Source organism: Microvirga yunnanensis, from assembly GCF_025460875.1.
The window spans coordinates 1-12,604 of record NZ_JAMXFI010000085.1 but is presented as its reverse complement, the minus strand read 5'-3'; the positions used below and the strand labels follow the sequence as shown (position 1 = coordinate 12,604).

The window sequence follows — 12,604 nt, the reverse complement described above, 5'->3', positions numbered from 1 at the left end:
CTCCTCAATCCTTAAGGCGGGCCTCATGCTGGAGGGCAAACACCCATAGCAGCCGCCAGCGAACCCGCTCCGCCCACGATGCGATGGTGCTATCCTAAGGCTTCAATCTTTTCTTCTTGCAGAGCAAAGTCGGATGCGAGCGTCTGCTGCAGGACCATGTCACGGATCTTGCGCTTCAGGTTTCCGGTCTGACGCGCCATGGCATAGAGCCGATCCTGCAGGGCTGTCACATCCGCCATGATCCGGAACGGCGGTTCCGGCGGGAGCGGCTGTGCCAGGTGGACTGCCAGTTCATCCATCAGTTCGGCAATCGCCGTGGTGTCGTCGCGCAGCCGCTGCAGGTCTGTCTCGAGCATGTCTGATATCTCCTGTGCTTCCCCAAGCCTGCTGGTTTTTGGTTGCTCTGCTCGAGGCGGCTACTGGGGCATGATCACCGTCAGGTAAGGGGCTGAGGGCTTCTCGTTGGACCCGACCGAACCGGGCACCTGGTTCCTGACCGGCTTCAGACTCTTGAGATAGCCGGCCAGAGCGCGGGCATCGCCATCGGTGAGCTTGCCATAGGAGTGGTACGGCATGATCGGCACAAGCTGGCGACCGTCCGGCCTGACGCCGGTTCGCACTGCCTTGATGATGTCGGCCTCGCTCCATCGCCCGAGCCCGGTCTCGGGATCAGGGGTGAGGTTGGGTGGATAAAAGATGCCGAGACCGGGGATCTGGAAGCCAACCTCTGAGCCGGCCAAGGGCCGCTGCAGGTCGGGCTTGCCGAGGAAGGTGCCCGGCGTATGGCAGCCGGTGCAATCCATGATAGTCACCAGGTACTCGCCGCGCTTGGTCTGGCTCTGAGCGGAGGCCGGTAGAACCGACAGGAGGCTACCGGCTCCCAAAGCGGCGCAGATGAGGGGTCTCATGGAGCTTCTCTGGCTGAGGTTGAACACAGCTAAAGTGCCAGAGGCCACAGGAGAGTGAAGTGCGCAGAAGGCGTAGACGGAACCACCTGTGGCGGAAGCTTGCCACGCACAACCGGCCCCAAAACCCTCTGATTCTGGACTTGGAGGGCGACCTTTCCGTCCGAGAGCCGGACGAGGACACGCCTGGACGTGAAAGCTCATCCTTGAGGAAATAAGTATTGATGAGCGATGTAACTCTGTGGCCGAGCGACTGATTCGCCTCAAGGTTCCCTGTCTCGAGGATCTGGAGCCTTACCTCGAAATCCTGATCGCAAATGAGAAGCGCGGGATCCTGCTCATTGCCATCGCTGATGGCTATCCAGGAACCAGCCCTCGTCCGGATTCGGGTCTTCTGGGTTGAGACCCACATTCAGACTCTCCACAAGGTACCGGGCGAGACGATCGTTGATCCGCGTGCCGTCATCTTCGCCAAAGATGAGCTGGGGCTCGCCTTGCGGATCCCGGATGGCGCTCTGCCGATCTCGTCCGGGTCGGGCGAGGAACAGAGTCCATTGTGACGGCGGGCTCATGGGCTTCCCTTCCGTCATCGGACGGCCGGGCAGGTCTACGATCGGCGATGTCACTTTAACCGAAGCCGGACGCGTTGAGGCAGATTCGGCCATTTGAAAAACTCAGGCAGCGAGGCTGGCCGCGCCTTTCCGTTCCGCCATCGCGGTGAGGCGGTGAAGATGGGTGGCAAGGGCGGAGCGTCGAGTGCGGTGCGGAACGAACAGGTTGCGCACAGCGGAGAACACGCTGATGTACTGCTGCAGGCCTCCCACAGACCGAACGCCATGCATCATTCTCTCCCGCTTTCGAAACGGGACATGCGAACTCTCGGCCCGGTTATTCAGGCCCTTGTGGGCGCGGTGCTCGACTGAGGACATAATCTGACGCCGGGCCGACGCGTAGGAGCTCAACTTATCAATGATCAACCGCCAAGGCAGGCAGCCCTGCTTCTTCAATAGACGCTTCAGCAAGCGTTTGGCCGCTTTGGTATCGCGCCGCGTCTGGACGATTTCGTCGAGCACATAGCCATCCTGATCGACGGCCCGCCACAACCAGTGCTTTTGGCCGGCAATGGTGACCACAACCTCGTCGAGGTGCCAAACATCACGGCGGCTCGGCCTTTTACGCTTGAGGCAGCGGGCGTAGGGTGCCGTCCGACAGGTGGTGGACTTTTGAGAGGGTGGCGTAGTCTCCGGGTGTTGAAGCCCACAAAACGGGATTCGGGCGTTGGAGCGCCAGGGTCCCATTAGAGACCACGCCATGACGGACCCTATCACCAAGACACATTCTGCGCATCCGATCGGCCAACCTGATGCCCGACTTTTCGACACCTGGATTGATCCAATCGAAACCGGCGTGCGCGAGCGGGTGCGCGACTGGATCGAGGCTCTCATTGAGGCCGAACTGGAGGCCGCTCTCGGCCGCCCCCGCTATGGCCGTGCGACCGCCCATGAGCCTTCCGTGCGCGGCTACCGCAACGGCCAGCGCTCGCGCACGCTCACCGGCACCTTCGGCTCCACCGAGATCGCCTTGCCGCGGGCGCGCCTGCAGACCGAGGATGGCCGCACCAGCGAGTGGAGAAGCGCCACCCTGCGGGCCTATCAGCGCCGCACCCAGGCAGCCGATGCCCTGATTGCCTCGGCCTATCTGGCCGGCACCAACACCCGCCGGGTGCGCCGGGCCCTGGCGGCTTTGTTCGGCGGAGCGGTGGGCAAGGACACGGTCAGCCGGGTCTGGCGCAAGGTGCAGGCCGACTGGCACGCCTGGAACCAGCGCTCGCTCGCCGACGAGCCGATCGTCCGGCTGATCCTCGACGGCACGGTGGTGCGCGTCCGGCTCGACAAGAAAGCCACCTCCATCTCGCTCCTGGTGGTGATCGGGGTGCGCGAAGATGGCCAGAAGGTGCTGCTCGCGGTCAAGAACATGGGCGGCGAGACCACCGCCGCCTGGCGCGCGGTGCTCGACGATCTGGTTGCGCGCCAGCTGCGCCGGCCGGCCTTTGTGATCGTCGACGGGGCGCCGGGTCTGGAGCAGGCTCTCGCGGCGGTGTGGGAGGGTGTGCCCCTGCAGCGCTGCACGGTGCACAAGCACCGCAACCTGCTCGCCCATGCGCCCAAGCGCCTCTACGACGAGATCACAGCGGACTACACCGATATGATCTATGCCTCAACGGCCGAGGAGATTGCGGAGCGGCGCCAGGCCTTTGTGCGCAAGTGGCGGCTGCGGCATCGGGCGGTGGCCGACAGCTTGGAGGAGGCGGGTGAGGCGCTGTTTGCGTTCACGCAGCTGCCGCCCTCGCAGTGGAAGTCGGCCCGGACCACCAATGCGATCGAGCGGCTGCACGAGGAGTTCAAGCGGCGGATCAAGACCCAGACGGTGCTGCCCTCGGCGGCCACGGCCGCCATGCTGTTCTGGGCTCTGCTGGCGTCGGGTCAGATCACCATGCGCAAGGTCGACGGCTGGAAGACGCTGCCCCAGGCCTCAGCCGCGAAGGAGACGATTGACCTCGCCGCCTGACCCAATACGATGTTCATGCCGGAGATCGCGCCACTCGAATTTCCACACAACTCGCGACGGCACCGGGCGTAGTCTGGCCCAAACTTCAGAGCCCACCGGCGAACAGTCTCATAAGAGACGAGGGTGCCGCGCTCGAGCAGCATCTCCTCGATCAGCCGCAGGCTCAGAGGAAATCTGAAATAGAGCCAAACCGCGTGGGCAATGATCTCGGGTGGGAAGCGATGACGTTTGTAGCTGACGGGCTTGGCCATGTCAGCCTATATACAAGGCTCGCTCTCACACCCGAGTTAACGTGACGAGCCCTGTCATGGACTGAGCGGGTGTGCGAACCAGCTTGGCACAGTCGCTATTCCAATGACAATAAGCCCCAATTTTTCACAACTATCAGCTGTAGTCAGGCGCGCCTGTCTCGCAAAATGCCGCCTCTATACCGATCTTACGTTGAGTTGGCACCCAGTCATAGGGCAGTCGCCAGCGATATTCCAAGTGCCAAGGTTGCTGCAGAGCGGCTTGCATCGGCCATCGTCGCAAGTCTGCTACACGAGGACCTGGCCATTCATCCGCTCTTTGGTTTCACACCGTCTTAACCAAGACAACGAAAACACCCGCAGCGTGGCAGCCGGCAGCCCGAACTGGTCCGTTTCAGCCTCTTTGTCGCCCCAACCGTGGGTCCGAATGAGGGGCGCTGAATTTCGGTCATCTTGCGTACGCGGGAGGCGCCCATGTTCCAGGAGTCTGCGCCACGTCTATTGAACGCGCATCGCGGCTTAATCCTTGCGCTCAGTCTGTCCGCGGCCGCAGGATGGAGTTCATTCGCTATCGTGAGGCACACGTCGGCTACAATTGGACGCCAGCTTCAGGATCAGGTCGCAAGCTTGCAGGTCACGCAAACCCAGCTCGTTGCCGAGCAGGCCAAAACTCGAATCTCACTCTCCGAGATGGCCCAGCTCCGTGCAGAGCTTGCCGCGGCACAACGCGAGATCAATCGGCTGTCCCAGTCTCGCGAGCAGGCTCGGGTCGAGTATTCTCCCGTCAGGCCTGATGCAAAAGGTGCAAACCGCCAACCCAATGACGTCACCCGTGATGTGTCCCGGACAGATTCCATTGGGGAGAAAACCGGCGCGATCCAAAAGGACAAAGCAGCCTCAGCAAAGCTGCTCGAGAAGCAGGCTCGCAATCTGCAGGTTGCCACCGTCGCTATGTCATCACCCGGTATCCAAAAGGCCGCTGTGAAGCCCCGCGGCAAAGAACCGACTGTCGTAAGTGAGCCAGATACAGCAGCCTTGCGCCAGCTCGTGAGGTCGACGGAGACGCCAGGGCGGTAGATAACATCCCTGCGGCAAGTGCCGGTTCTACGCCCAATGGCAGGGAGAAGGAGCGAAACTGATTGGCTGCTTAGGAGGTCGAGCACGAACCATCAATCAGCCTTGCACGAACAAGATCCTGCTGCATGAGGACTTGGCACGTCATCATGAAGCTTGCGCCTCCAGCAAAAGGCATCGCGCATGAGCAAGACGAAGCCCGACACCAAAGAAGCCCTGCATCCTGCATTAGAAGAACTGCGGCAAATCCTTGCCAGAGAGCAGACGCTGGAGGACTTTCGGAAACGCTCTGGATATGACCCTTCCGCACCGTCCCGACGGGTCAGGGTACGAGAGGCGAGGAAAGAGGCTGAGAAGCAGCGCTGATCTATCGATCGCCTCAATCACACAATCAGCTTTGAGCAAACTCAGGCTCTGGCGCGAGCTGCTAATGTCCTGCGCCACTCAAGGGCAGCAGCCTGTCTGCGCTGTCTCATCACTGGTAAGATGATTGCAAGGGCCCGACAGAGCGCGAGTCGGCCCCAGCATCGACATCGAAACAAGTGAAGCAATTAGTTTCACGGAATCACTCGTGTCGGAATCATCGTACATTCCTCCTGCGGCAACCGGCGCATGCTAGCTCCACATGCCGCGCAACACGCTGCACCGGTTTACGGATGCCGGCCTCCCGCGCCAAGTGACGCGCGACGACGCAAAGTCATACTTCGACACCAACACGGTTAAGCATCATCAATACAGAAGCCCCGAACACTGAGGATGAATCTCGGGAACGGGGCGGCTGATGAGCACCTTGCCTGGTTCAGGACGTCAAGTCGCGGGCACGAAGCGGTAGGCGTTGTCCTTGCGCTCCGCATAGCCGACGCCGGGGTCCGACCAATGAAAGCCCAGCAACTTGATCTTATCTTTCGCCGCTCGATCCAGAAGCGCCTTACGATTGGCGATCGCCACGTCGTGCTGCATGTCGAAGCCAAACTTCTGACCGGGATGCTCAAACGAGACGATGTGGTTCGTCACAGCATCTCCAGTAATGATCAGGCCTTCGCCGCCAGCCAGTTCGAGCGAGATATGCCCGGGCGTATGCCCTGCCGTATCGAGGACACGCATGCCGGTGACGATGTCCTCCCCCGGCTTCACCAGCTTCACGCGGTCCTTGACGGCGGAAAGATCGCGCTGGGAGCCGCGGGCGAACTCATGCAGCACATCCGGCATGGTCGTGCGGTAGTTTGGATCCATCCAGAACTGCCACTCCACCGCACTCACGAAATAGGTTGCATTTGGGAACGTCAGTCCCGCGCCCGGCACGAGAGTTCCCCCCATGTGATCGGGATGGGCATGCGTGCAGACGACCTTGGTCACGGAGGCTGGATCAATTCCGGCTACCGCAAGATTGGCCGTCAGCCGACCAGCCGTGGGTTGGAATTTGTCACCGGAGCCAGTGTCGACAAGGATCAGATCCTGCCCCGCACGAATGAGCGGAATATTGGCTCGGGGCTGGACGGTGTCAGCGCTCCCGCCGAGGCGGCGGATGATGTCCGCCTGTTCGTCCGGGGCGGCTTCGGGAGCTACGATGCTGATCGGCAGGGTCAGGAAACCGTCGCTGACAACGGTAATGTCGAAGTCGCCTTGCTTGAAGGTAGTGACGGGCGCCGCGAACGCATAGCCGGACAGGAGTGGCATCGCCGCAAGTGACGTGGTCCCGAGAATGATGTGGCGGCGGGTGAGGGTGGCCTTTGTCGGTTCGGATCTCCTCATCGAGCTTTCCTCCATTTGGCAAGATGACATTGCTGGACCGTTAAAAGGTGGATTGGGCGTTGCAGGTCGCGGCGGAAGCCGTTTAGGCCTGCTCCCGCCTGACGTAGATCGGTTCAAGCTGATAGTGCTTCGAGAGGTCGTTGGCCTGATCGACGGCTTCTTGCATCGACCCGAATGGACCACTCACGGCGATGGCCGTCCCATCGATGAGCACCGTCACCATGAACTCCATCGCCCGCTCGGGCTGAACCACCTCGGACAGAGTGATGTTGTTGCTCTGGTCATCGGGAACTTCGTCGGGCATCAAGATGTGGAGGCCGGGACCGGTCATTGGGGATCCTTTGGATTCAAGGGACCACGATAGACGACGAGCTTATGTTGGGGAGGGCTTCACAGGGAAGGCGCCCCTCAATCAACGGATACAGGCATCGCCGGTTTTCACGAGAGCTTGCCACTGGGTCGCTCCGGATGCAGGCCTAACTCTGAACGAATTCCGAAAGCGCAGCATAGCAGCTTCGGAGAGAATTCGCTCCAGCGTCGGGATAGCGCTCGTTGGACTCATAACGTGTCGGGTGAACTCGTCGGAACAGCGGAGAGAGATGAAACTGACCTTCGAGAAGCCTCCATAGTGACGTTGGAACGTGGCAAGTGACTTTGCCACTGGGCAAAAAATGCCCTAAACATGCATAAGCGCACTCCAACGCCGTTATGGGCAACCTGAAGGTATGGTGTCCACGACTGGCGGGCAAACGCCTTAAGGAGGCGCGTCGACGACATCGCGACAGAGAAAACACTAACCTGGAACCACGGCTTGAGACCGTTTTGACCGCACCCACAGGCGGAATCAGGTTCCATAAGATATGTTACCAGTCTTTTTGGTGTAACCGCAAAGTTAGAATGTCCTGATACTGCGAAGCAGAAACGTCACAGCCCTGGATACGCATCTTCCATCAGGCTCGGCTGCAGCGGGAAGTCCATGGCGAGTTGGTGCTAATCGGCAGTTCGGACCAACTCGTATTCAACGATCACGGCGCTTCATGCTCGCTGTTATCGATGACGCAAAGGGCAACTGATGCAGTTGTGTTATGTGCGATTGGAAGGCGGGTGCAACTTTATTCGACAGCAATAGCTTTGAGAGCGCGCCTGACAGCGACACGGGCTGCCTCGATGTGACCGGCGGCCAGCAGTTCGTCGACAATTCTGAGCGCCATCACAGCATCGGGCCGCTGGGCCTCGTCCGAAGGAACTGCTGTCGCGCCGTGAGCCCCTGCGGCGCTCGCAAGATCGTCGCTCTGGCCCGTCAAGTACGCCGAGCTGCACTTGAGAACGGTAGCCAGGCTTGCCACCGCATCCTCACTTGGATGTTGGGAGCAACCGGTAATGATGTCCTGGATGAATCCCGCCTCTAGACCCGCTTCCAGGGAGGCCCTGCGCCACGAGATCCTGAGCGCAGAAACCCGTTCTCCGATGCGCTCTTTGAGGATCGCGTTCACACTGGGCTCCTTGGGGCAAATGTAACCCAAGCCACAAAAAGCGGGAGGCGGTTCTTCTGCGCTCTTCCCACCTACCATTTGGCTTTGGCTATCGTTGAGCGAACATAGTTAACAAAACGCTAATCCGCTGGCTGATGAGTTCTCCATAATATCAGCAGGCATCACCAATCAAAGACGTCCCACCAATATGCCTGATAGACCTATTGGTGAGGGTGGCTCACATGGCTCCCGCCGCGACAAGGATCGCTTCGATCTCCCTGTAGCCGCGACTGCGCACGTGCTGCAGCGGCTTCAAGCCGTCTCGATCCGCCAAGTTGATGTCGGCACCTGCCTTCACCAAAAGGTCGACGATCTGCTGATGACATTCGCCCCCGTCACCCAGAATGATGGCCTCCAGCAAAGCCGTCCACCCGAGATTGTTGACGTGGTCCACATCGACGCCCGCCTCGATCAAAGTGCGGACAGTGTCGACATGGCCACGCTCCGCGGCTGGGATGAGAGCAGTGCCGCCATAGCGGTTGGTGCTCTTGAGATCCGCGCCGTGCGCGAGTGTCATCTTCAGGATCTCGAGATAACCCCGCGCCGCGGCATAGAGATAGGGGCTGTCATTGATCCGATCCTTTGCATTGACATCGGCACCGGCCTCAATCAGCACCCTTGCAACCTCGATCCTGTTGCCGTGGGTTGCGATGAGCAACGCCGTGCGTCCGGCTTCATCTCTCGCATCGATGTCAGCATCGCGGGACAGAAGGGTTTGAATCTGTGCCGCATCGACATCGTTGTCTGTGACAGCGTCCAATACGTCTTTCCCGCTCGTTAATTGTCCACCGGCTGTCATCGAATGGCCCATTATGCCGAGTGCCGCAAGTATCGAGATGGCGAGACTTCTTCGCATAATCCGAACTCCTTGCAGGAGCAGTGAGCGTCTCGGCCGAAGGTCGTAACCTCAGGCACGCTCAACAGCACCGTAGACTAAACGTCCCTTGTGGAACGTTGCCCGCCGCGGAGAGCGCCGTGCGACGGCCTCGGCCGAACAGCTGGCATCAACCAGAACGAACTCAGCCGTGTCACCTGATTTCGGCCAAGCCACTTTGCCATCGTCGCTCAGCGGAAGCACATCGCCCGTGGCGATCGCGAGGGCACGCGACAGACGGAACTCGTCGCTTCCACCGTAAAGCTGGGCGCACAGGTTAGCCTTCTCCAGCATGTCACCGCTACCGAACGGTGACCAATGATCGATCACGCTGTCCGTGCCGGTCATGACCTTGACACCCTTGGCACGCAGTTGCGGCAGCGGCATTGTCCTCTGTCCAATCGGCACTGTCGACACCACGGTTACGCCCTGTGTGGCCATGCGCCCGGCCATCTCGTTCAACTCCTCGGGACGCAGAGTGGAGAGAGCGAAGGCGTGGCTGAGCGTCAGCCTGTTACGCAGCGCCGGGGTCTTCTCGACGGTTGCGATCATGTAGTTAAGAGCCGCCACGCCAGCTGGGTTGGCTTCATGAATATGGATATCGACGCCTTTGTCGTGGTCGAGCGCGATCTGGAACATCGCATCCAGTGATGCTTCCATGGCACCGTCAACATTGGTGGGATCCAAGCCGCCAACGTAGTGCACGCCCATGCTCATCGCTTCACGCATCAGCCCATCCACCTTGGAATGCAACAGGCCGTGCTGCGGGAAGGCGACGATCTCGCATTCAAAGCTGTCACGATATTCCGCCAGCGCAAGCTGCAGATGCTCCAGGCTTTTCAATCCGCTCACTGGATCGATGTTGCAGTGACTGCGCGCTATCGAGCTGCCTTGCGAGAGGAGAAGGTCAATCAGCTTCTCCGCACGCGCCTGCGAGGTCGGCAGCAGCTTCGGAAGAAGCACTTCCTCCCGCGCAATCATGTCCATGATGGTCTTGCCTTGACGGGGAAGGGGAGCCTGCCACGGTCCGCCATAGAAGGTCTTGTCCAAGTGGATGTGCATGTCCCGGAACGCAGGCAGAAGCAGCTTACCCTGTGCCTTGTAGCGCGGCAGGGCTGCGTCCAGTGCGGCACCCGCGTCGTGCACCGCTTTGATGCGACCATCCTGGATTTCCAGCGTATGGATCCCGGTCCGGGTGCCGACAACCACCTCACCCTCGTGCTCGAAGCCTTCCTCGAGGCGCACGTCACTCAAATAGTAGTGACTGTCGGTAACAGCGGTGATGTGCTGACGGGACTGATCCATGCTGGCGACAGCCTCGGCGGCCCCGCTCTGTGTGCCGCTCAAGCCTAGTATTGCGGACGCGGTTGCCAGCCCACCGGAATGACGAAGGAAGGCTCTACGGCTTTGGTGATTTGCACTTTGCACGGGTCGCTCCTGTGTGCCTATCGCTGAGGTGTAATGGGCGGCACTTGGGCCTATGTCAGCTGCCGGTTTCGGCTTGGCCGTTATAAGGCTGTCGATCGTCGCACCGCCCACGAGGAGATCCGCTCACACCGCCAAGCACTCCATACTGCAATGTTGGGAGAATAGTGCCAGCTTGCTCCATCTGGAAATTAAATGTTCAGATAGAGATTATTCATTTATTGAATAGTTATTGCAGTGATCCAGCGAGTCGCTGATGCTCGACCCACGCCTGCTGCGGACCTTTATCGCAATCACCGAAGCCGGAGGCTTTACCCGGGCAGCTGAGCGCCTGCACATGACCCAGTCGACCTTAAGTCAGCAGCTCGCCCGGCTCGAGGAAGCCGTTGGGCAGACCTTGGTGGATCGGGACGCACGCCCCATTCGCCCCTCCGCCGCAGGTGAACGCCTCCTTGGGTATGCCCGTCGGATCATGGCGCTCCAGAGCGAGGCGACGGCGGCACTGGGCAATCCGGCTGGAACAACGCCCATTCATATCGGGCTTCCGGAAGATGTCTTCAGCCGTCCCATGGCCCGACTTTTCGGCGAGTTCTCCAAGCGCCACCAGGAGATCCGTCTCGACGTCAGCGCCGGGCTGAGCCGCGACTTGACCCGGCGCTACCGTGGCGGCGAGTTCGACATCGTTGTCGTCAAGGAGCCGGCACCCAGCAACGATTGCCGGGCGAGCTTCCCCGAAGCCACAGGCTGGTTCGAGAGCAAGGATGCTCCTGATGCTTGGCCGGACCCTGTACCCCTCGTAACCTTCCCTGTTGGTGGTCTGTACCGTGAGACCATGTTCGACCGCATCGAGCGTGAGCGCCGCCATTGGTACATCGCCTTTTCAGGCAGCAGCCTCAACAACGTGCTCGTCGCCGTCGAGGCTGGTCTTGGCATAACGCTCCTCCCGGTTGCCGCGACGCTCGGGCGTCATGTCAGGCCTTATGCGCAATTCGGCGCCGAAGCTCCGATCATGGTTTCCATCTATGCCTGGGAGAGCACCGGCTTCATCGCGGAATTGGTACAACAGATCGGCGCCGCCATGTCGGAACGCAGCCGCGGTCCCGGTCGGTCGTGAGTGCTCCCCGTCAATCAAATCTGGAGGCGGGTCACCATCGTCTTCAAGCTGAACCAGCTTGAGCATTCAGGGGATGGAGGTCTCGGACCATGTGGTGCAGGCGGGAGGTGTCGAGATGGGTGTAGATCTGGGTGGTCTCGATGCCGGCATGGCCGAGCAGTCCTGTAAGACGCGCAGGCCGGTGCCGCCTGAGTGCATGTGGGTGGCAAATGCATGCCGCAGGACATGCGGCGACACCCGCTCCGGGCTCGCCAGCCCTGCGGCCACGGCAGCTTCCTTGATCTCGAGCAGGATGGCCTGGCGTGTTAAAGCCTTGGTGCTGTTGCGCACCGAGTGAAACAGCCAGGTGGAGGACGCTCTCCCAGATATGCCCGGGCCAGCTTCTGCCATTGGCTGATGGCCTCGATCGCCCGCTCATGCAAGGGCACCAGCAACATACAGGTGCCAGGTGGCGCAGCGTAGGAGGGTAATGACAGAGCCTCGCTGATGCGCATACCTGAGGCATAGAGCTTCTCGAACAACGCCGCCCGCCGGGCATAACCGGCCTGACGGTAGAGCCCGACCGAGGGATCCGCCGCAAGGGCATGAGCGGTCTCGAGCAGGGCCTCCGTCTCGGCTACTGCCAGCGCAGCATGCACAGTCGTCTAACGCTAAAGATCGAGCGGTGACGGCGATTAAGACGAGCATATGAGACTGTAAATGTGGTCGCCTATGACGAGCAAAAGCCCTCGGAGCGGTTTGCTCGCGAGGGCTTATGTGTTTTGGTTGCGGGGACAGGATTTGAACCTGTGACCTTCAGGTTATGAGCCTGACGAGCTACCGGGCTGCTCCACCCCGCGGCAGTGGTGTGCGAGTTTGGCGAAGCCAAACCCCAAGGCGTGCGAGTTTGGCGAAGCCAAACCCCAATGTCGGGCCTTCGAAGCGGACTTCGAAGGCAAACGGGAGACAAACACAAACCGCGGCGCTCGGGAAGAGACACCGCGGTGTGATTGTCAGATCGTCAAAGAGGCGGTTGTCCTTGGCAGGCCCGGCAATGACCTACTCTCCCGGGTCTTGAGACACAGTACCATCGGCGCTGAGGGGTTTAACGGCCGAGTTCGAGATGGGATCGG

General features: G+C 60.5%; 14 protein-coding genes, 1 tRNA gene, 1 rRNA gene and 2 pseudogenes. 5 read left to right on the top strand and 13 right to left on the bottom strand.

The annotated features are described in order from the left end of the window. Positions 1-89: 89 nt before the first annotated feature. The 4 genes and pseudogenes from NF876_RS30095 to NF876_RS30080 form a co-directional block, all read right to left on the bottom strand. Positions 90-356 carry a hypothetical protein gene (locus NF876_RS30095; protein WP_262271938.1) on the bottom strand — a complete coding sequence of 89 codons (267 nt, stop codon included), beginning with the start codon at positions 354-356 and terminating at the stop codon, positions 90-92. A 60-nt stretch (positions 357-416) separates the two neighbouring features. Further along, complete coding sequence (locus tag NF876_RS30090; protein WP_262271937.1) at positions 417-908, bottom strand: c-type cytochrome; 492 nt, start codon at positions 906-908, stop codon at positions 417-419. Positions 909-1,243: 335 nt separating this feature from the next. Then, complete coding sequence (locus NF876_RS30085; RefSeq protein ID WP_262271936.1) at positions 1,244-1,570, bottom strand: hypothetical protein; 327 nt, start codon at positions 1,568-1,570, stop codon at positions 1,244-1,246. A 9-nt stretch (positions 1,571-1,579) separates the two neighbouring features. Then, positions 1,580-2,107 (bottom strand): annotated as a pseudogene (locus NF876_RS30080) (IS6 family transposase); the annotation flags it as partial. 109 nt (positions 2,108-2,216) lie between these two features. On the opposite strand from NF876_RS30080, the gene NF876_RS30075 reads away from it, so the two are divergent. Then, positions 2,217-3,473 (top strand): IS256 family transposase, encoded by a 1,257-nt coding sequence (locus NF876_RS30075; RefSeq protein WP_262271935.1) that lies wholly within the window; start codon positions 2,217-2,219, stop codon positions 3,471-3,473. A gap of 53 nt (positions 3,474-3,526) precedes the next feature. Here the strand turns inward: NF876_RS30075 and NF876_RS30070 are convergent. Further along, a pseudogene (locus NF876_RS30070) lies at positions 3,527-3,724 on the bottom strand (IS6 family transposase); the annotation flags it as partial. A gap of 471 nt (positions 3,725-4,195) precedes the next feature. Between NF876_RS30070 and NF876_RS30065 the strand changes: the two are divergent. Together NF876_RS30065 and NF876_RS30060 are read left to right on the top strand one after the other, a co-directional pair. Beyond that, positions 4,196-4,798 carry a hypothetical protein gene (locus tag NF876_RS30065; protein WP_262271934.1) on the top strand — a complete coding sequence of 201 codons (603 nt, stop codon included), beginning with the start codon at positions 4,196-4,198 and terminating at the stop codon, positions 4,796-4,798. Between the two features lie 180 nt (positions 4,799-4,978). Beyond that, entirely contained in the window at positions 4,979-5,161 is a 183-nt protein-coding gene (locus tag NF876_RS30060) for a hypothetical protein (protein ID WP_262271933.1), read from the top strand. A gap of 441 nt (positions 5,162-5,602) precedes the next feature. Here the strand turns inward: NF876_RS30060 and NF876_RS30055 are convergent, their stop codons facing one another. After that, a complete protein-coding gene (locus NF876_RS30055; RefSeq protein ID WP_315975090.1) occupies positions 5,603-6,244 on the bottom strand; it encodes an MBL fold metallo-hydrolase in 642 nt (213 codons plus the stop codon). Between NF876_RS30055 and NF876_RS43245 the strand changes: the two genes are divergently transcribed. Beyond that, positions 6,128-6,484, top strand: a complete 357-nt coding sequence (locus NF876_RS43245; protein WP_315975091.1) for a hypothetical protein — start codon at positions 6,128-6,130, stop codon at positions 6,482-6,484. The genes NF876_RS30055 and NF876_RS43245 overlap by 117 nt on opposite strands. A gap of 145 nt (positions 6,485-6,629) precedes the next feature. Here the strand turns inward: NF876_RS43245 and NF876_RS30050 are convergent, their stop codons facing one another. The 4 genes from NF876_RS30050 to NF876_RS30035 all read right to left on the bottom strand — a co-directional run bounded on the left by NF876_RS30050 (position 6,630) and on the right by NF876_RS30035 (position 10,258). Next, positions 6,630-6,878: a hypothetical protein gene (locus NF876_RS30050; RefSeq protein ID WP_262271932.1), complete on the bottom strand. Its 249-nt coding sequence runs from the start codon at positions 6,876-6,878 to the stop codon at positions 6,630-6,632. Between the two features lie 781 nt (positions 6,879-7,659). After that, entirely contained in the window at positions 7,660-8,040 is a 381-nt protein-coding gene (locus NF876_RS30045) for a hypothetical protein (RefSeq protein WP_262271931.1), read from the bottom strand. A 217-nt stretch (positions 8,041-8,257) separates the two neighbouring features. Continuing rightward, positions 8,258-8,935, bottom strand: a complete 678-nt coding sequence (locus NF876_RS30040) for an ankyrin repeat domain-containing protein (RefSeq protein WP_262271930.1) — start codon at positions 8,933-8,935, stop codon at positions 8,258-8,260. A gap of 51 nt (positions 8,936-8,986) precedes the next feature. Beyond that, the gene (locus NF876_RS30035; protein WP_262271929.1) at positions 8,987-10,258 is read right to left on the bottom strand and encodes an amidohydrolase family protein; all 1,272 of its coding nucleotides are present in this window, start codon (positions 10,256-10,258) and stop codon (positions 8,987-8,989) included. 376 nt (positions 10,259-10,634) lie between these two features. Here NF876_RS30035 and NF876_RS30030 point away from each other — a divergent pair, with 376 nt between their 5' ends. Further along, positions 10,635-11,492 (top strand): LysR family transcriptional regulator, encoded by an 858-nt coding sequence (locus NF876_RS30030; RefSeq protein ID WP_262271928.1) that lies wholly within the window; start codon positions 10,635-10,637, stop codon positions 11,490-11,492. A 66-nt stretch (positions 11,493-11,558) separates the two neighbouring features. On the opposite strand, the gene NF876_RS30025 is transcribed toward NF876_RS30030, so the two are convergent. The 3 genes from NF876_RS30025 to rrf all read right to left on the bottom strand — a co-directional run. Beyond that, positions 11,559-11,882, bottom strand: coding sequence for a tyrosine-type recombinase/integrase (locus NF876_RS30025; RefSeq protein ID WP_262271927.1), 324 nt, complete (start codon positions 11,880-11,882; stop codon positions 11,559-11,561). 372 nt (positions 11,883-12,254) lie between these two features. Next, positions 12,255-12,331: transfer RNA gene (locus NF876_RS30020), tRNA-Met, on the bottom strand. Positions 12,332-12,517: 186 nt separating this feature from the next. Continuing rightward, a 5S ribosomal RNA gene (gene rrf, locus NF876_RS30015) occupies positions 12,518-12,604 on the bottom strand; the annotation flags it as partial.

Excerpts from the sequence above, each read along its gene's own strand:
- NF876_RS30085 (WP_262271936.1), bottom strand. The coding sequence starts at position 1,570 with ATGGCCGAATCTGCCTCAACGCGTCCGGCTTCGGTTAAAGTGACATCG.
- NF876_RS30060 (WP_262271933.1), top strand. The coding sequence starts at position 4,979 with ATGAGCAAGACGAAGCCCGACACCAAAGAAGCCCTGCATCCTGCATTA.
- NF876_RS30035 (WP_262271929.1), bottom strand. The coding sequence starts at position 10,258 with ATGGATCAGTCCCGTCAGCACATCACCGCTGTTACCGACAGTCACTAC.
- NF876_RS30090 (WP_262271937.1), bottom strand. The coding sequence starts at position 908 with ATGAGACCCCTCATCTGCGCCGCTTTGGGAGCCGGTAGCCTCCTGTCG.
- NF876_RS30030 (WP_262271928.1), top strand. The coding sequence starts at position 10,635 with ATGCTCGACCCACGCCTGCTGCGGACCTTTATCGCAATCACCGAAGCC.
- NF876_RS30075 (WP_262271935.1), top strand. The coding sequence starts at position 2,217 with ATGACGGACCCTATCACCAAGACACATTCTGCGCATCCGATCGGCCAA.
- NF876_RS30050 (WP_262271932.1), bottom strand. The coding sequence starts at position 6,878 with ATGACCGGTCCCGGCCTCCACATCTTGATGCCCGACGAAGTTCCCGAT.
- NF876_RS43245 (WP_315975091.1), top strand. The coding sequence starts at position 6,128 with ATGCGTGCAGACGACCTTGGTCACGGAGGCTGGATCAATTCCGGCTAC.
- NF876_RS30040 (WP_262271930.1), bottom strand. The coding sequence starts at position 8,935 with ATGCGAAGAAGTCTCGCCATCTCGATACTTGCGGCACTCGGCATAATG.
- NF876_RS30025 (WP_262271927.1), bottom strand. The coding sequence starts at position 11,882 with ATGGCAGAAGCTGGCCCGGGCATATCTGGGAGAGCGTCCTCCACCTGG.
- NF876_RS30065 (WP_262271934.1), top strand. The coding sequence starts at position 4,196 with ATGTTCCAGGAGTCTGCGCCACGTCTATTGAACGCGCATCGCGGCTTA.
- NF876_RS30095 (WP_262271938.1), bottom strand. The coding sequence starts at position 356 with ATGCTCGAGACAGACCTGCAGCGGCTGCGCGACGACACCACGGCGATT.